Origin of the sequence: Lentzea atacamensis, from assembly GCF_003269295.1 — a bacterium.
GTDB lineage: Bacteria > Actinomycetota > Actinomycetes > Mycobacteriales > Pseudonocardiaceae > Lentzea > Lentzea atacamensis.
This window is the reverse complement of record NZ_QLTT01000008.1, coordinates 250231-267126: the sequence shown is the minus strand read 5'-3', so window position 1 is coordinate 267126 and position 16896 is coordinate 250231. Positions and strand designations below refer to the sequence as shown.

General features: G+C 69.4%; 20 protein-coding genes and 1 riboswitch. Of the genes, 10 read left to right on the top strand and 10 right to left on the bottom strand.

Translation table 11 applies throughout. From position 1 onward, the window contains the following. Both C8D87_RS48105 and C8D87_RS47175 read left to right on the top strand, forming a co-directional pair. On the top strand, positions 1-633 hold a 633-nt coding region (locus tag C8D87_RS48105; protein WP_233442398.1), incomplete at its 5' end, for an Rv0361 family membrane protein. Positions 634-702: 69 nt separating this feature from the next. Then, the gene (locus C8D87_RS47175) at positions 703-1566 is read left to right on the top strand and encodes a hypothetical protein (protein ID WP_112229527.1); all 864 of its coding nucleotides are present in this window, start codon (positions 703-705) and stop codon (positions 1564-1566) included. 60 nt (positions 1567-1626) lie between these two features. Here the strand turns inward: C8D87_RS47175 and C8D87_RS32385 are convergent, their stop codons facing one another. After that, positions 1627-2451, bottom strand: coding sequence for a tRNA (adenine-N1)-methyltransferase (locus C8D87_RS32385; protein WP_211337626.1), 825 nt, complete (start codon positions 2449-2451; stop codon positions 1627-1629). A gap of 15 nt (positions 2452-2466) precedes the next feature. After that, entirely contained in the window at positions 2467-3585 is a 1119-nt protein-coding gene (locus C8D87_RS32380) for a site-2 protease family protein (protein ID WP_233440081.1), read from the bottom strand. An 82-nt stretch (positions 3586-3667) separates the two neighbouring features. Between C8D87_RS32380 and C8D87_RS32375 the strand changes: the two genes are divergently transcribed. Together C8D87_RS32375 and C8D87_RS32370 are read left to right on the top strand one after the other, a co-directional pair. Beyond that, on the top strand, positions 3668-4513 hold the full coding sequence (locus C8D87_RS32375) for a RecB family exonuclease (protein WP_109640242.1): 846 nt from the start codon (positions 3668-3670) through the stop codon (positions 4511-4513). Beyond that, positions 4510-5274, top strand: coding sequence for a thioesterase family protein (locus C8D87_RS32370; RefSeq protein ID WP_170166671.1), 765 nt, complete (start codon positions 4510-4512; stop codon positions 5272-5274). The genes C8D87_RS32375 and C8D87_RS32370 overlap by 4 nt, the downstream gene beginning before the upstream one ends. A 1-nt stretch (position 5275) precedes the next feature. On the opposite strand, the gene C8D87_RS32365 is transcribed toward C8D87_RS32370, so the two are convergent. The 3 genes from C8D87_RS32365 to C8D87_RS32355 all read right to left on the bottom strand — a co-directional run bounded on the left by C8D87_RS32365 (position 5276) and on the right by C8D87_RS32355 (position 7406). After that, positions 5276-6112, bottom strand: coding sequence for a hypothetical protein (locus C8D87_RS32365; protein WP_112229525.1), 837 nt, complete (start codon positions 6110-6112; stop codon positions 5276-5278). Then, positions 6109-6774: a hypothetical protein gene (locus tag C8D87_RS32360; protein ID WP_146771934.1), complete on the bottom strand. Its 666-nt coding sequence runs from the start codon at positions 6772-6774 to the stop codon at positions 6109-6111. The genes C8D87_RS32365 and C8D87_RS32360 overlap by 4 nt, the downstream gene beginning before the upstream one ends. Positions 6775-6836: 62 nt before the next feature. After that, positions 6837-7406, bottom strand: a complete 570-nt coding sequence (locus C8D87_RS32355; protein WP_112229523.1) for a TetR/AcrR family transcriptional regulator — start codon at positions 7404-7406, stop codon at positions 6837-6839. Between the two features lie 42 nt (positions 7407-7448). Here C8D87_RS32355 and C8D87_RS32350 point away from each other — a divergent pair, with 42 nt between their 5' ends. Both C8D87_RS32350 and C8D87_RS32345 read left to right on the top strand, forming a co-directional pair. Next, the gene (locus tag C8D87_RS32350; protein ID WP_112229522.1) at positions 7449-7862 is read left to right on the top strand and encodes a DUF4345 domain-containing protein; all 414 of its coding nucleotides are present in this window, start codon (positions 7449-7451) and stop codon (positions 7860-7862) included. Then, complete coding sequence (locus tag C8D87_RS32345) at positions 7859-8476, top strand: phosphoribosyltransferase (protein WP_112229521.1); 618 nt, start codon at positions 7859-7861, stop codon at positions 8474-8476. Before C8D87_RS32350 ends, C8D87_RS32345 begins: the two co-directional genes overlap by 4 nt. On the opposite strand, the gene C8D87_RS32340 is transcribed toward C8D87_RS32345, so the two are convergent. From C8D87_RS32340 to C8D87_RS32330, 3 genes are read right to left on the bottom strand one after another with little or no spacing between them, the layout of a single operon-like run. Then, the gene (locus C8D87_RS32340) at positions 8437-8748 is read right to left on the bottom strand and encodes an antibiotic biosynthesis monooxygenase family protein (RefSeq protein ID WP_109640249.1); all 312 of its coding nucleotides are present in this window, start codon (positions 8746-8748) and stop codon (positions 8437-8439) included. The two genes, C8D87_RS32345 and C8D87_RS32340, sit on opposite strands and share 40 nt — an antisense overlap. Further along, a complete protein-coding gene (gene hisG / locus C8D87_RS32335; RefSeq protein ID WP_109640250.1) occupies positions 8745-9605 on the bottom strand; it encodes an ATP phosphoribosyltransferase in 861 nt (286 codons plus the stop codon). The genes C8D87_RS32340 and hisG overlap by 4 nt, the downstream gene beginning before the upstream one ends. 13 nt (positions 9606-9618) lie before the next feature. Next, entirely contained in the window at positions 9619-9882 is a 264-nt protein-coding gene (locus C8D87_RS32330) for a phosphoribosyl-ATP diphosphatase (protein WP_109640251.1), read from the bottom strand. A gap of 107 nt (positions 9883-9989) precedes the next feature. On the opposite strand from C8D87_RS32330, the gene C8D87_RS32325 reads away from it, so the two are divergent. The 4 genes from C8D87_RS32325 (at position 9990) to C8D87_RS32310 (ending at position 12617) form a co-directional block, all read left to right on the top strand. Continuing rightward, positions 9990-10640, top strand: coding sequence for a (2Fe-2S)-binding protein (locus tag C8D87_RS32325; RefSeq protein WP_112229649.1), 651 nt, complete (start codon positions 9990-9992; stop codon positions 10638-10640). Positions 10641-10688: 48 nt separating this feature from the next. Next, positions 10689-10865: riboswitch (cobalamin riboswitch) on the top strand. Positions 10866-10898: 33 nt separating this feature from the next. Further along, a complete protein-coding gene (locus tag C8D87_RS32320) occupies positions 10899-11087 on the top strand; it encodes a CbtB domain-containing protein (protein ID WP_109640378.1) in 189 nt (62 codons plus the stop codon). Between the two features lie 21 nt (positions 11088-11108). After that, complete coding sequence (locus C8D87_RS32315) at positions 11109-11864, top strand: CbtA family protein (RefSeq protein ID WP_112229520.1); 756 nt, start codon at positions 11109-11111, stop codon at positions 11862-11864. A gap of 168 nt (positions 11865-12032) precedes the next feature. Then, positions 12033-12617 carry an RICIN domain-containing protein gene (locus C8D87_RS32310; protein ID WP_112229519.1) on the top strand — a complete coding sequence of 195 codons (585 nt, stop codon included), beginning with the start codon at positions 12033-12035 and terminating at the stop codon, positions 12615-12617. Between the two features lie 47 nt (positions 12618-12664). On the opposite strand, the gene C8D87_RS32305 is transcribed toward C8D87_RS32310, so the two are convergent. Together C8D87_RS32305 and metH are read right to left on the bottom strand one after the other, a co-directional pair. Further along, positions 12665-13321, bottom strand: coding sequence for an HAD family hydrolase (locus tag C8D87_RS32305; RefSeq protein WP_112229518.1), 657 nt, complete (start codon positions 13319-13321; stop codon positions 12665-12667). Beyond that, positions 13314-16853, bottom strand: a complete 3540-nt coding sequence (metH, locus tag C8D87_RS32300; RefSeq protein WP_112229517.1) for a methionine synthase — start codon at positions 16851-16853, stop codon at positions 13314-13316. Before metH ends, C8D87_RS32305 begins: the two co-directional genes overlap by 8 nt. Positions 16854-16896 lie beyond the last annotated feature (43 nt).

The following is a 16896-nucleotide window of genomic DNA, read 5'->3' as shown; positions in this document are numbered from 1 at the left end:
TTCGGTCAGCAGGGGCCGCAGAGCGGTGGTTTCCCGCAGCAGGGCTACGGCCAGCCCGGTCCCTACGGCCAGCAGCCCGGCTACGGCGGGTTCGGCGGCCCCCCGCCCAAGAAGAGCAACACCGGCATGATCATCGGCGTCGTCATCGGAGTCCTCGTGCTGGTCGGCGGCGGTATCACCGCGGCGGTGCTGCTCTCCGGCAACGACTCGAAGAGCAACTCCAGCTCCTCCGGCAACTCGAACAACGGCGGCAGCGACACGAGCGGCGGTGACGACACCGCCGACGTGAAGAAGGCCGCGGAGGCCTACATCGCCGCGGCCGCGGCCAAGAACGAGAGCAAGGCCAAGTCGCTGGCCTGCAAGGAGATGCTCGACGAGGCCGCGGAGCTCGAGAAGAACGCCACGCCAGAGCAGAAGAAGCTGGCCGAGGAGCTGAAGAAGATGCCGGCGCCCAAGATGACGTACAAGGGCGCGACCGTCTCCGGCGACACCGCGACCGTCAAGATCGAAGTCAGCGCGAACTACGGCGGCCAGAACCAGACCGCGGACTCCGAGTGGAAGTTCAAGAAGGTCTCCGGCGACTGGAAGTTCTGCACTCTCCAGAAGGACATCAAGGTCCCGACGACCCGCTAACGGCCATTTGAGTGCGAACCACCAGAATTTCAGCTGAATGAGCACGACTTCCACATCGGGGGAATTTCGATGACGTACCCGCCGCAGCAGCCCGGCCCGCACGGGCAGCCACCCAATCCGTACGGCCAGCAGCAACCGGGTCCTGGCCAGCAGCCGGGCTACGGCCAGCAACCGGGCTACGGCCAGCAGCCCGGGTACGGCCAGCAGCCGCCACCCGGATACGGCCAGCAGCCGCCACCGGGTTACGGCCAGCAGCCGGGTCCGTACGGCCAGCCCCAGCAAGATCCCTTCGGTCAGCAGGGGCCGCAGAGCGGTGGTTTCCCGCAGCAGGGCTACGGCCAGCCCGGTCCCTACGGCCAGCAGCCCGGCTACGGCGGGTTCGGCGGCCCCCCGCCCAAGAAGAGCAACACCGGCATGATCATCGGCGTCGTCATCGGAGTCCTCGTGCTGGTCGGCGGTGGCATCACCGCGGCGGTGCTGCTCTCCGGCAACGACTCGAAGAGCAACTCCAACTCGGCGTCGACGGACACGAACCAGCCGACGAACGGCAGCAACAAGCCGACCACGCCGTCGTCGAAGAGCTCGTCGAGCGGCGGTGACTCCGACGCCAAGGAGGTCGCCGAGGAGTTCACCAAGATCGTCCTGAAGGGCGTCCGCGCGGGCAACAGCAACCCGAACGACGTCAAGGCCCTCGTGTGCGCCGCGGAGTTCCCCAAGCTGAAGACCCAGTCCGGCCAACCGCAACCGGGGGCGTCGGCCACGGTGGCCGACGTCAAGACGTCGGGCAGCAGCGGCACGTTCACGCAGAAGCTCACCGGGCTCGTCAATCCGGCCGAGCCGGGCAAGACCACCTCGGGCAGCATCATCTACAAGCTGTCCAAGGAGGGCAGCGACTGGAAGGTCTGCGGCGTCGACAAGATCGAGTCCAACTGACCTGACGCCAAGGGCCCGCACTTCGGTGAAGTGGGGCCCTTTCGCGTCACCAGGGCGAGGTCAGCCCTTGCTGGGACGGCGCTGCGGCTTCGGTGCCGTCACCCCGTCCGCGAGCTTGCGCGTGGTCAGCAGGAACGCCGTGTGCGCGATCATCCGGTGCTCCGGGCGCACCGCGAGACCGACGACGTGCCACGGGCGGACGAGCGTCTCCCACGCGTGGGGCTCGGTCCAGCACGTCATCTCCCGCAGCGCCTCCGTGACCGTGGAGAGCTGCGTCGTGGTGGCGACGTACACGACCAGGACGCCGCCGGGGATGAGGTTCTTCGCGATCGTGGGCAGAACCTCCCACGGCGAGAGCATGTCGAGGATGACCCGGTCGACCTCGCCCTCGTGGTTCTTCACGTCGTCGACGGTGATCGACCAGTTGCCGGGGCGCTCGCCGAAGAACGTCTCCACGTTGCGGATCGCGTGGACCGCGTGGTCGTCGCGCACCTCGTAGGACTGGACGCTGCCCTTCTCCCCCACCGCGCGCAGCAGCGAGCACGACAGCGCACCGGAACCCGCGCCGGCTTCCAGAACGCGCGCGCCCGGGAAGATGTCCCCGTACATGACGATCTGCGCGGCGTCCTTCGGGTAGATGACCTGCGCGCCGCGCGGCATCGACAGCACGTAGTCCGGCAGCAGCGGGCGCAGGGCCAGGAAGTTCGTGCCGCCCACGGAGGCCACGACCGAGCCCTCCGGCTGTCCGATCAGCGAGTCGTGCGGGATGGCGCCGCGGTGGGTGTGGTACTCCTTGCCGGGTTCGAGGACGACGGTGTAGTGCCGCCCTTTGGGGTCGGTCAGCTGAACCCGGTCGCCCGGACGGAACGGGCCACTTGCGCTAATCACCGCGCAATGGTGTCAAACGCCCTTCTCGATGGCCGCACGCAGGTCCTCCCTGCGCAGCACGCCCGCCGGACGGCCTTCCAGATCCACGACGAGGAACTGCCACGCCGCCGTGCCCTGGACGCGTTCCACGATCTCCTCGCCGGACTCGTCGGCGAGCAGCACGGTCTCGGGCAGGATCGGTTCGGCGGCCTGTTCCGCCGGCGCGAACGGGCTTGCCGCGGCGAGCCTCTCGGCCGCCTCGGTGTCGAGCAGACCTGCCGCGACGCCGTCCGCCCTGACGAGCACCACGCCGCGCCCCGCCGAGGTGCTCAGCGCGTCCGCCACGGGGCTTTCCGCGGGCAGCTGGAGCACCGGGCGGATGAGGTCGGCCAGGGTGAGACCGGCGGGCCAGGTGCGGCGTCGTTCGCTGGCGAGCTCGCTCTTCGCACCGGCGACGACGACCCACGCCGTGAGCGCGCACACACCGAAGCGCAGCCAACGGTCTTCCGCGCCTTGAGCGACGCCGTAGAGCGCCCACGCCACCAGTGCGATGGCGACGGCGAAACCGCCGACCACGGCGACACGCGTGCCCGTCGCCCGTTGCCCGGTCGCAGCCCACACGCCTGCTCTGACGATCCTGCCGCCGTCCAGCGGGAGTCCCGGCAGGAGGTTGAAGATGGCCACCGCGACGTTCGCCGCGGCGATCTGGAAGACGAGCACCCACACCACGTCGCCCGGTTCCATCACGAACGCGCCGATGCCGAAGATCGCCGCGAGCGCCACGGACACGACGGGTCCGGCGCCCGCGACCACGCCCTCGTGGCTGGGTTTGCCGGGCGTGCGCATGATCTCGGACAGCCCGCCCAGCAGGTACAGGCGAAGTCTGCGCACCGGCAGGCCGAGCCGCAGCGCCGCGACGCAGTGGCCGAGCTCGTGCGCGAGGACGCTGAGCCCCAGGAACACCGCGAAGAGCGCCGCGAGGAGAAGGCCGACGCCGGGCGGCGTGCCGGGCGCGAGGTCGTCGACGAGCGGCGCGTAGAAGGCCACCACGATCGCCGAGCCGATCCACCACGACGGCGCGAGCACCACGGGGATGCCCGCCACCCGGAACAGCAGCAGGCCGCCCTCTCGCTCACTGATCCGCGCGGCCACGGGTGCACTGTAGAGCCGCCGGTGTGATCTCGCGGTGTACCGCTTCCGGGAATTGTCGGACCTCTGTCCTAGGGTGCCAATCATGAGCACCACGTTGCGACGGCCGGCCCTGTCCCCGTCCCGGGCCGGGGACTTCAAGCAGTGCCCGCTGCTCTACCGGTTCCGCGCGGTCGACCGCCTGCCGGAGAAGCCGACCAAGGCGCAGGTGCGCGGCACCGTGGTGCACGCGGTGCTGGAGGATCTCTTCGCCCTGCCCGCCGCGGAACGCGTCCCGGACCGCGCCCGTTCGATGATCGCGCCCGCCTGGGAGCGCGTGAAGGCGGAACGCCCCGAGTTCTCCTCGTTGTTCGAGCAGGCGGGCACCGACGAGGAAGCGCAGTGGCTGGAGTCGGCCTCCGCGCTGCTGGACGGCTACTTCGGACTGGAGGACCCGCGCCGCCTCGAACCGGAGTCGCGCGAGCTGCTGGTGGAGTCCGAGCTCCCGTCCGGCGTCCTGCTGCGCGGCTACATCGACCGGGTGGACGTCGCCCCGACGGGTGAGATCCGCGTGGTGGACTACAAGACCGGCGCCGCGCCCCGCGAGGTGGGCGAGGCGAAGGCGTTGTTCCAGATGAAGTTCTACGCGCTCGTGCTGTGGCGCCTGCGCGGCGTCGTCCCCCGCCAGCTGCGCCTGATGTACCTCGCCGACCGCCAGGCGCTGGCCTACACGCCGGACGAGTCCGAGCTGTCCCGCTTCGAGCGCACCCTCGAAGCCATCTGGCAGGCGATCATGCGCGCGGCCCCGACCGGCGACTTCCGCCCGTCGCCCAGCCGTCTGTGCGACTACTGCGACCACAAGGCGTTCTGCCCGGCGTTCGACGGCACCCCGCCTCCCTATCCCGGCTGGCCGGAGCCGGACGACACCGAGCCCCTCCAGGACCGCGACTGATGACCGCCTTCTACCGCCCGCTGGGCGAGGACACGTTCCGCTCGACCGAACACACCGTCGGCCCGTGGGGCCCGGACAGCCAGCACCTCGGCCCGCCGTCGGCGTTGCTGGTGCGCGCGCTGATGGCACGGCGGCCGACCTTCGCGCGCGTGACGTTCGAGGTGCTCGGCCCGGTGCCCGTGGCGGAGCTGACGGTGTCCACTTCGGTCGAACGTCCCGGCCGCTCGGTGGAACTGCTGTCCGCGTCGCTGTCGCACGAGGGCCGCGTGGTGCTGACCGCGCGGGCCTGGCACATCGTCGGTTCGGACACCACGGCCGTCGCGGGCGGGGACGTGACCGGGATGGCGCCGCCGTCCTCCGCGGTGCCGATGGAGATCCCGGACTTCTGGTCCGGCGGCTACCTGGCCGCCGTCGAGTGGCTGTCGGTGTCGGGCGGGATCTTCACGCCGGGCGACGCGCAGGTGTGGGCCCGCCCGCGGGTCGCCGTGGTGGACGGGTTCGAGCCTTCTCCGCTGGAGCGCCTGTTCTCCGTGGTCGACTCGGCCAGCGGTGTCTCGTCCCGTGTGGACATTCGCAAGTGGTACGCGATCAACACCGACCTGACCGTCCACTTGCACCGGCAACCCGTCGGCGAATGGGTCGGGATGGACGCGCGGACGACCATCGGCCCGGACGGGACCGGGCTGGCGACCAGCACGGTGCACGACGTCGAAGGGCCGGTGGGGACGACGGCACAGGCGTTGTTCGTGCGCGAGCGCTGACTCAGCGGGAGAACTCGAGCCGGGTGGCGGGCTCGTCCCTGAGCACCACGACGACCCCGCTGTTCCTGGTCCACTCGTCGGACACGAGGAAGTACTTGCCGCCCGTGTTCTCCAGCAACCGCAGCCCCACGTACCGGTACCGGTACCTCGACTTCTCCCCGTCGAGCGCTTGTTCCCGGACCCCGGGAGCCGAGATGTGCAGGCGCTCCTGGCTGTAGACGGTCACCGAGGGCGCCGCGTGCGCCGCGAACTCGTCGGCCATCCGCTGCCCGTCCACCTGCGCGTAGTTCAGCGCGGCCCAGAACAGGCACAGCACCCCGGCGGCCGCGGCGAACAACCTGATCCTCGGCCAGTTCCAGTCGCGCCCGGCGCGCAGACGGATCACGTAGCAGGACAGGAGGATTCCGCCACCGACCGCCAGCGGAAACGTGTAGAAGCTCGCCACCGGCCACACGTACCCCAGGCCGACCACCACCAGTGGCAGCTGCACCCACGCCCACGCCAGCGCTGTCCGCAACGGCTTGGACGCCAGCAGGGCGGACCGCAGGCGCGGCTCCAGCCACAACCACACCAGCCCGGACACCACGACAACGGCCAGCAACACGAACACCGGCGTGATGCTGCGCAGCATGTAGTCCGCTGTGGACATGCCGAGGATGTTGCTCTCGATGCCGAGCGCGCGGGACTGCGTGTCGCTGCGCTTCCAGCCGAACGCCACCAGCAGGCCGGTGATCACCGTGACGTTGGCCAGCACCGCGCCGACCTTGCGCAGCACCTCGCCCTGGTCCACCGGCTCGGGCCGCTTCTGCCTGGGCGGCAGGTGTTTGGGCGTCTTCACGACGAGCTCGTGGTCGTCGTAGTGCTGGTCGTCGTCTTGGTCGTGGTGGTGGTCCTGCCTTCGACGACGTCCGTGCGTGGATCGTCCTTGGCGAACGGGTCGTTGGTGGGCCAGCGCGGCGGCGTGCCGGGGGTGCAGCGCACGGAGTCCTGCGGCACCTGATCGAGCACGCTGCGCACGGCCTTCAGGACGGCGCAATCGCACTCGGCCGAGCCACCGTCACCCTGATGCATCGCGAGCCCCAGCTTGGCCGCCTTGGCGAACATCGACCGGGCAGCGGAGGCCTTGCCACCGCAGAGGTCGACCGCCGCCTGGTACAGCGGGGCGTTGCGCGGTGTCTGCAGGCCGCTCCAGGTGCGGTCCAGTTCCTGCTGCGCCTGATCGCAGGCCTTCTCCACCAGCCGCGTGTAGATCACGTCCTCGTTGGTGGTCGGCGACCTCGGACCCGACGGCAGGTTCCAGCCGTACTGCCGTTTCGGCGTGGTGGTAGTTGTCTTCTTCGGAGGCGTGGTGGTCGTGGTTTCCTGAGTCGTCTCAGTCGTGGTCGTGGTGGTTTCGACGAAAGTGTCACCGGGCCCGGACAGGGCTCCGCTGCCACATCCGGCCAGAACCAACGCGAGCGCTAACGGAACGATCCCGCGGCAGCCGTCCATCGCAGCCACCACCCTTTCCTCGGTAGTGCAATCTATGAGGCAAGGATGCGCCCGCCGGATACACCAATTCGCTAGGCCGAATGAGGGATTGACGGAACAGCGAGTGCCCCGAGCAATGCGCGGACGCACAAATCGCGCAACTCGACCCGGTCGAAAACGTCGTGCTCCAGCCACTCCACACACATCACGCGCACGAAGCCCAGCCACGCCATGACGGCGGCGGACGCGAGCGGCCCGTCCACCCCTGCCGCGTCGAGCAGGCGGCGTTGCAGCACGGCGAACTCGCCGGTGATCACGGCCTGCACCACCGGGTCGTTCGCCAGCACTCGGTTCGCGGCTAGCACGAGGTTGCGGTTCGCCAGGAAGTGCTCGAAGTGGGCGTCGAGGCCGGCCGCGACCTGCTCGGCCAGCGGTCCGGCACCGAGGTCGCCGACCTCGACCAGGAGCTGGTCCGCCGCTCGCTGGTGGACGGCCGCGAAGAGGTCGCGCTTGCTGGAGAAGTGCCGGTACAGCAAGGCGCGCGAGATGCCCGCGCGCTCGGCGACCTCCTCCATGAGCACCTCGTCGTAGGGCTTCGCCGCGAACAGCGCGGCGCCGACGTCGAGGAGCTGGTCGCGGCGGGCGGCCGGAGTGAGTCTCACACGGAGAGCTTAGTTGACACGTGTCAACTAAAGGGCGACTCAATGGCCGCAACGCTGCGATGGCTCTCGTGGGCAATGGGCGTGGCGTGTGTGTTGATCGGGGCGTACCACGTCTTGTTGGGCATCGACTCGGTACCGGGTGAGGCGGGAGCCGGGGCGACGGTCGACAGTCGCGAGCGCTTCTACAACGCGATCTTCCTCGGCTACGGCCCGGCGTGGATCTGGGCCGCCCGCCAGTCGCCGATCCCGGCGAACGCGATCAGGTGGCTCGCCGTGTTCGCGATCGGGGCGTTCGGCCGGCTGCTGTCGATGGCGGTGCACGGGCAGCCACACCGGTTCCAGATCCCGCTCACCGTGCTCGAGGTGGTGCTGCCACCGCTGTTCTTCTGGCTGGCGGCGGCCGACGAGAAGGTGCACCGCCGGCGCGGCCGAGGCGTACCGTCAACGGCACTGTGAAGAGGTTCGCGAACCGGCAGGAGGCGGGCCGCGCCCTGGCGGCGCGACTCGCGGACCACGCCTGGCGCGACCCGCTGGTGCTGGGCCTGCCGCGCGGCGGGGTCCCGGTCGCCAAGGAGGTCGCGGACCAGCTCGACGCGGAGCTGGACGTGGTGGTGGCGCGCAAGATCGGGGCGCCCGGTCATCCCGAGTACGGGGTCGGCGCGGTCACGGCGAACAGCGAACCCATCTACGACCCGGCCGTCCTGCGGGCGCTGAACCTCACCGAGGAACAGCTGTCGCGCACCTGCGACGAGGAACGCCAGGAGGCCGCCAGGCGCACCGCCCTCTACCGCGGGGACAGGCCGCCGCCGCACATCAGCGACCGCGACGTGATCGTCGTCGACGACGGGCTGGCGACGGGCGTCACGGCCAGAGCGGCGCTGCACTGGGTCGCCCTGCACGCGCCGCAGCACCTCGTCCTCGCGGTCCCGGTCGCCGCGAGGGAGTCGATGACGACGTTCGACACCCCCGTGGTGGCGGTCCTCGTCCCGCGGAACTTCGGCGCGGTCAGCCGGTGGTACGACAGGTTCGATCAGACGACGGACGCCGAGGTGCTCAGCGCGCTCGCGTAGTGCTCCACCACCGGGAACGGCGAGTAGAACCGGTGCAGCAACGACGACCAGCGCTCGTACGACGGCCCCTGGCGGAAGCCCACGGTGTGCGCCTCAACCGACTCCCACCGCACCAGCAGCAGGTACCGCGACGGCGTCTCCAGGCACCGCAGCAGCTCGAGACCGAGGAAGCCCGGCGAGGCGGAGATCAGCTCCCGCGCCTCGCCGAACGCCCACTCGAAGTCGGTCTCCTGCCCCGGCACCACGTCCAGGACGGCGTGCTCCAGGATCACAGGCGGCAGAACCTGATGTCCGACGCCAGCACGGCCTTGGCGCCGATCGCGGCGAGCTCGTCCATCACCCGGTTGGCGTCGCGGCGCGACACCATCGCCCGCACGGCCACCCAGTTCTCGTCGGCCAGCGGGGCTACCGTCGGAGACTCGAGGCCAGGGGTGAGTGCGACGGCGTCGTCCAGGAGCGACCGCGGGCAGTCGTAGTCGAGCATCAGGTACTGCTGCGCGAACACGACACCCTGCAGGCGGGCCGTCAGCTGCTTCTTGGCCGCCGTCAGCTCGGAGCCCGCGCGGTGCACCAGCACGGCCTCGGACTCGCAGATCGGCTCGCCGAACGGCACCAGGTCGTGCTGGCGCAGCGTCCGGCCGGAGCCCACGACGTCCGCGATCAGGTCGGCCACGCCGAGCTGGATCGAGATCTCCACGGCACCGTCGAGACGGATCACCTTCGCGCTGATGCCGCGGGCCTTGAGGTCGCGGTTGACCAGCTTCGGGTACGCGGTGGCGAGCCGCTTGCCCTCCAGGTCCTCGACCTTCCAGTCCTTGCCCTTGGGCCCCGCGTAGCGGAAGGTCGACCCGCCGAAGCCCAGCGCCAGCAGCTCCTCGACCGAGGAGCCGTTGTCGTCGGCACCCGAGTCGGCGGCGAGGTCGCGGCCGGTGATGCCGAGGTCGAGGTCGCCGGACGCCACGTAGATCGCGATGTCCTTGGGACGCAAGAAGAAGAACTCGACGTCGTTGTTGGGGTCGAGCACGGTCAGGTCGCGGGACTCGTGCCGCTGGCGGTAGCCGGCCTCGGTCAGCATCGCGGAGGCGCGTTCGGTGAGCGCGCCCTTGTTCGGGACTGCAACGCGCAGCATGTGAGGGTCTCCGTCAGAGGTACTTGTAAACGTCGTCGAGGGTCAGGCCGCGGCCCAGCATGAGCACCTGGAGGCGGTACAGCAGCTGCGAGATCTCCTCTGCGAGCTTCTCGTCGGACTCGTACTCGGCGGCGATCCAGACCTCGCCCGCCTCCTCCAGCACCTTCTTGCCCTGCGCATGGACGCCGGCCTCGAGCGCTGCGACGGTGCCGGAACCCTCCGGCTTGGTGGCGGCTCGTTCGGTCAGTTCGGCGAACAGGGAGTCGAAGGTCTTCACGGGAGGATATCCTCCCATCTCCCGGACACGGGTCCACACCACGGTCACATCTGTCCCACGCCGTGGACGTGATCTGTCCTGCATGGACACCCAGTAGCGTGAACTTCGTGTCGGAGTTCGCCGAAGTGCTCGAATCACTGCGCCGGGTGCGCGGCATCAACCCGTTCTTCGCCCTCGACGTGGGCCGCCCGGACGAGACGTGGCTGCCGGGCACGGCGCTGCTCGAAGGCCCCGCGCTCAGAACCACGATCGACGCCATCGCGACCCGGTACAACGCGGAGGAACCACGCGTCGCGGCGAGCCTGTTCTTCCTCAGCTACACCGCGCGGCTGCTGAGCCCGCTCACGGCCGCGAACATCCCGATCGACATCAGGCCGGAAAACCTGTGGTGGCACCACGACATCACGAACGGCCTGAGCGTCCGCATCGACGAACCCCGTCTCGGCCCGCCCGCCGCGCAGGCGCTCGAACCCGTCGTGGAGGCGATCCAGGGGGTGACTCCGGTGGCGCGCGGATTGTTGTGGGGCAACGCGATGTCGAACATCGCGGGCGCGCTCAAAATGGTTGTCCGCGCACGCATGCTCACCGCCGAGGAAGCGGAAGAACGCGGCGAACGACTGATGAGCGCGCCGCCGTTCGAACAGGCGGGGGAATTTCTGAGCTTCCCCGGTGAGGTCACGTTCCGGCGTCGGTCCTGCTGCCTTTACTACCGCGTCGCCGCTGGTGGAAAGTGTGGCGACTGCCCACTCGTGAAGTGAGGAACGCAACAACTCCAATGGCCGGTTGTGCTTGAGCGCCGGCTCAAATTACGGTGCACGCGCCGCAGTGACGGGAAGCCGGTGAAAATCCGGCGCGGTCCTCGCCACTGTGACCGGGAAGCGATCCCCGCCGAGAACGTCACTGGTACCCGAGAGGGCGCTGGGAAGACGCGGGGGCAGCGTTGATCCGGGAGTCAGGAGACCGGCTGCGGCGCCGCAAGGAGAGTTGACCTTCCACGAGGTATGGAGGAGCCCGTCATGACGAGCCCCGCAGCACATCTGTCCGCCGTCCGCGTGCCCAAATGGGCCTTCGCCGTCGCTTTGCTCGGCCTGATCGTCACCTACCTGGTCCTGCAGGAGAACGGCCTCGCGCTCGGTGCGAGCTCGGAGCTGCTGCACGAGTTCTTCCACGACGGCCGTCACGCGCTCGGCGTCCCGTGCCACTGATCTGATCTCCAGTTCAAGCACATGACGACGACGTACAAGTCCCTTGCGCTGCGCGGAATCGCGGCGGGCGGCATCGCCGGTGTCGCCTCCGCGCTCGTGCAACTGCTGGTGACCGAGATTCCGATTCGGGCCGCGCTCGCGGTCGAGGAGGCCCGGGAACCCTCCGGTGACGGCCACGCCCACTCGCACGGCGAGGAAGAGCTGGTCAGCAGGGGCGCCCAGGTCGTGGGCGGCATGCTCGGCGTGGTCATCGTCGGCATCGCGGTCGGCCTGGTGTTCGCCACGGCCTACGCGCTGTCGAAGCGGTGGTTCGTCGACCGCACGCCGTTCAGCCGCAGCTTCGCGTTCGGTGCCGCGGTGTTCGGCGCGGTGGCGTTGCTGCCGTGGATCAAGTACCCGGCCAACCCGCCTGCCGTGGGCGACCCGGAGACGGTCAACTACCGGACCGCGCTCTACCTCGGTGTGGTGGCGGCCGGTCTGGTGATCGTGTGGGGTGCGAGCTGGCTCGCCGAGCGGCTGCGGACGCGGACGCAGCCGGTGCGGGTCACCGCGGTGCTGCTCGCGGTGGTCGCGGCCGTCGCGGTGGTGCTGCTCGCGTTCCCCGCGCCGCCGGACACGATTCCCTCGGACATGCCGGTGAACGTGCTGTGGCAGTTCCGCCTCAGCTCACTGGCCCAGCTCGCCACGCTCTACGTCGGTCTCGGCGTGGTGTTCGGCCTGCTGATCGATCCGGCCACGCGCAGGGCCAGGGCCGCCGAGAAGGCGGCCATCGCCTGATGGCCTGGGGGTGGCCGTGCGCGCGGCCACCCTCACCGGCTCCGAGTGGCTGGACCAGTGGGGCGACCGTCGCCGTCCAATGGTTGTCCAGTTGCGATTGCCAGCATGGAGGCGTCGGCGACCTCGCCGAGGTGGCCTGATTCCACTGGTCCGGTGAAGGAGTCCTCCATGTCAGTTCGACAGCGGCTGGCGGCAGTCGCCGCCACTCTGCTCATGTCGGTGAGCGGGCTGGTCGTGGCGAGCAGCCCCGGCCTTGCGGCGGCTGATGCGTCGTCCGCCGTGGCGCCGGCGGCCGTACCGGTCGGCACGTATCGGATCAGGAACATGGAACGGCCCGGTGAGTGCCTCCAGGCGGACCCGAGAACCGCGCCGGCGATCGGTACGGCGATGGCGATGGTGCCCTGCAGCGACAGCATTTATCAGAGGTGGCTCTTCGGGTCGGCCAACCCGAGCTTCCCGTCCGGTTTCAACGAGGTCCGCAACGCCGCCGGCAGGTGCCTGGACGCGCACGACCGCGGCGGAGTGGTGCACGGCAACATCATCCACCTCTACGACTGCAACAAGAGCCCCAACCAGGCGTGGGCGTTCTCCGTACCGCCTTCGCACGGCGTCGTCTGCATGTGGCGTGCGCATCTGTGTGACAAGGTGCTGGACCAGCAGCTCTACTACACCGCCGGGCTCGGCTACCGGCTTCACCTGATGAACACCCATGGACGTGCCAACCAGGACTGGTACGTGGAAGCCGTCGGCTGAGACGAGCGAGTCCGGTGGCTCAGGGGATCTCTGAGCCACCGGACCGGTCAGAGCGCCTTCAGCACGTCCAGGTCCACGCCCACCAAGGAGTCGCGGAAGATCCGCCGCTCCCCCGACCCCACCTCGACATCGCACGGCACCACCAGCACGGTGCAGCCGGCAGCCACGGCGGCGGCCACGCCCGTCGGCGAGTCCTCGATCGCCACGCAGCGGACCGGATCAACGCCCAGCAGGCGCGCAGCCTTCAGGTACGGCTCGGGCAGAGGCTTGTTCAGCCCGTCCACCTCGTCCCCGCACACCGTGACGTCGAACAGGTCCCGCCCGATCGTGTCCAGCGCGACCTCGGTCAGCGAACGCTCGGTCGACGTCACCAACGCCATCGGCACGCCCGACGACCGCACCGCCCGCAAAGCGTCGGCAGCGCCCGGACGCCAGGGCAGACCAGCCCGGAACACCTCCTCGGTGCGGCGCGAGATCCAGGCGGCGCCGTCGGCCAGGTCGGCCGCGGAAGGCTCGATGCCGACGTCGGCGAACAGCAGGCGCATCGTCGTGGGCACGTTGGTGCCGACCATGCGTTCACGGGTCTCCAGCGAGAGCACCCCGCCGAGCTTCTCGGCGTACTCGTAGAGCGGGATGTCCCAGAGCTTCTCGGAGTCCAGCAGCGTGCCGTCCATGTCCCACAGCACAGCTTGCAGGTCAGACATTGAAGTACTTCGCCTCCGGGTGGTGCGCCACGAAGGCGTCGGTGGACTGTTCAGGGTGCAACTGGAGTTCCTCGGACAGCGAGACGCCGATCCGCGAGGGCTCCAGCAGTTCGACGATGCGCCTGCGGTCTTCCATCTCGGGGCAGGCGCCGTAGCCGAACGAGTAGCGAGCGCCGCGGTAGCCCAGGCGGAAGAACTCCTCGACGTCGGAGGGGTCCTCGGCGGCCACTGACTCGCCGGACGGCCACACGAGCTCCTCGCGGACGCGCTTGTGCCAGTACTCGGCCAGCGCTTCGGTCAGCTGGACGCCGAGGCCGTGGACCTCCAGGTACTCGCGGTAGGCGTTCTTGCCGAACAGCTCGTTGGCGTAGTCGGCGATCGGCTGGCCCATCGTCACGAGGTGGAACGCGATGACGTCGACCTCACCGGCCTCCTTCGAACGCCAGAAGTCCGACAGGCACAGCCGGCGATCCCGCTTCTGGCGCGGGAACGTGAACCGGAACCGCTCGGGGGAATCGGCAGCGGGCTCTTGCAGGATCACCAGGTCGTCGCCGTCGGAGACGCACGGGAAGTAGCCGTAGACGACCGCCGCGTGGGCCAGAACCCCTTCTGTGGCAAGGCGTTCCATCCAGTAGCGCAGACGCGGGCGGCCTTCGGTCTCGACCAGTTCCTCGTAGGTCGGGCCGCCGCCGCGCGTGCCCTTGAGGCCCCATTGGCCCATGAACGTCGCACGCTCGTCCAGCAGTGCCGAGTAGTCCGCGACCGGGATGCCCTTCACGACGCGGCTGCCCCAGAACGGCGGCGTCGGGATCGGGTTGTCGGACGCCACGTCCGAGCGGCCCGGGAACGACTCCTCCGGCTCGGCGGCGGCCTTGCGCGCGGCCGCGATGCGCAGCGAACGTTCGCGGCGTGCCTTGCGTTCCGCGGCCTTGGCCCGAGCCTCCGGGTCGACCAGCGGCGCCTCGCCGCGCTTGGCCGCCATGATCGCGTCCATCAGCCGCAGGCCCTCGAAGGCGTCGCGGGCGTAGCGGACGTCGCCGAGGTACATCTCGGTCAGGTCGTTCTCGACGTACGCGCGGGTCAGCGCCGCGCCGCCCAGCAGCACCGGCCACCGCGCGGCGACACCCCGGGAGTTCATCTCCTCGAGGTTCTCCTTCATGATCACGGTCGACTTGACCAGCAGGCCGGACATGCCGATCGCGTCCGCGCGGTGTTCCTCCGCGGCTTCGAGGATCGCGTTGATCGGCTGCTTGATGCCGATGTTCACGACCTCGTAGCCGTTGTTGGACAGGATGATGTCGACGAGGTTCTTGCCGATGTCGTGGACGTCGCCCTTGACCGTGGCGAGCACGATCCGGCCCTTGCCGCCGTCGTCGGAGCGCTCCATGTGCGGTTCGAGGTGGGCGACCGCGGCCTTCATGACCTCGGCGGACTGCAGCACGAACGGCAGCTGCATCTGGCCGGAGCCGAACAGCTCGCCGACCGTCTTCATGCCCGCGAGCAACGTGTCGTTGATGATCTGCAACGCCGGGCGCTGCTCCAGCGCGGCGTCGAGATCCGCTTCCAGGCCGTTGCGCTCGCCGTCGACGATCCGGCGCTCCAGCCGTTCGAACAACGGCAGCGCGGCCAGTTCCTCTGCGCGCGAGGCGGAGTTCGACTTCGTCGTGACGCCCTCGAAGAGCTCCATGAGCTTCTGCAGCGGGTCGTAGCCCTCGCGGCGGCGGTCGTAGACGAGGTCCAGCGCCACGGCGCGCTGCTCGTCGGGGATGCGGGCCATCGGCACGATCTTGGACGCGTGCACGATCGCGGTGTCCAGGCCGGCCTGGACACACTCGTGCAGGAACACGGAGTTCAGCACCTGGCGCGCGGCCGGGTTGAGTCCGAAGGAGACGTTCGACAGGCCCAGAGTCGTTTGCACGTCCGGATAACGGCGCTTGAGCTCGCGGATCGCCTCGATGGTCTCGACGGCGTCGCGGCGGACCTCCTCCTGGCCGGTGGAGATCGGGAACGTCAGGCAGTCGACGATGATGTCGTTGACCCGCATGCCCCAGTTCTTCGTCAGGTCCTCGATCAGCCGGACGGCGACGCGGACCTTCCACTCCTTGGTGCGGGCCTGACCTTCCTCGTCGATGCACAGCGCCACGACCGCCGCGCCGTGCTCCGAGGCGAGCCGCATGATCTTCTGGAAGCGGGAGTCCGGGCCGTCGCCGTCCTCGTAGTTCACCGAGTTGACGGCGCAACGGCCGCCGAGACACTCCAGGCCCGCCTGCAGCACCGCGGGCTCGGTCGAGTCCAGCATGATCGGCAACGTCGACGCGGTCGCCAGCCGCGAGGCCAGCGCGCGCATGTCCGCCTCGCCGTCGCGGCCCACGTAGTCGACGCAGAGGTCGATCAGGTGGGCGCCCTCGCGCGTCTGGTCGCGCGCGATCTCGATGCAGTCCTCCCACTTCCCGGCCAGCATCGCCTCGCGAAATGCCTTGGAGCCGTTGGCGTTCGTGCGTTCGCCGATCATCAGCACCGAGGCGTCCTGCTTGAACGGAACGGCCTGGTACAAAGAGGACACACCGGGCTCTGGACGCGGCCTGCGCCGGGACGGCCCGAGATCGCGCACCGCCTCGGCCACCTGCCGCAGGTGCTCGGCCGTCGTGCCGCAGCAGCCGCCGACGAGCCGCGTGCCGAACTCCTGCACGAACCCGGCCAGCGCCTGCGCCAGCTCCTCCGGCGACAACGGGTAGACCGCGCCGTTCGGGCCGAGCTCAGGGAGACCGGCGTTCGGCATCACCGACAGCGGGATGCGGGCGTGCTTGGACAACGTCCGCAGGTGCTCGCTCATCTCGGCGGGACCGGTGGCGCAGTTGAGGCCGATCAGGTCGATGCCCAGCGGCTCCAGCGCGGTCAGCGCGGCGCCGATCTCCGAGCCGAGCAGCATCGTGCCGGTCGTCTCGACGGTCACCTGGGCGATGATCGGGACGACCCGGCCCTCCGCCGCCATCGCGCGCTTGGCGCCGATGATCGACGCCTTGGTCTGCAGCAGGTCCTGCGAGGTCTCCACGATGATCGCGTCCACACCGCCGACCAGCAGGCCCTTGCACTGCTCCTGGTATGCGTCGCGCAACGTGGCGTACGGCGCGTGGCCCAGCGTCGGCAGCTTCGTGCCGGGACCAACGCTTCCCAGCACGAACCGCGGTTGGTCGGACGTGCTGAACTCGTCCGCGACCTCACGGGCCAGCGCGGCACCCCGTTCGGACAGGTGGAAGATCTGGTCCGGGATGTCGTACTCGGCCAGGTTCGCGAGGTTCGCGCCGAACGTGTTCGTCTCAACGGCGTCCACGCCCACCTCGAGATAACCGCGGTGCACGGCCTTCACCACATCTGGCCGTGTCACGTTGAGGATCTCGTTGCACCCCTCCAGACCGTTGAAGTCGTCCAGAGAGAGGTCAGCAGCCTGAAGCATGGTGCCCATGGCGCCGTCAGCGACGACAACACGGTTCACCAGCGCTTCCAGGAACGGCGACTCTCCGCGATCACGCATGGGCCAAGCCTACGATGAGTTGAACAGGTGAGGCCGTAGTCTG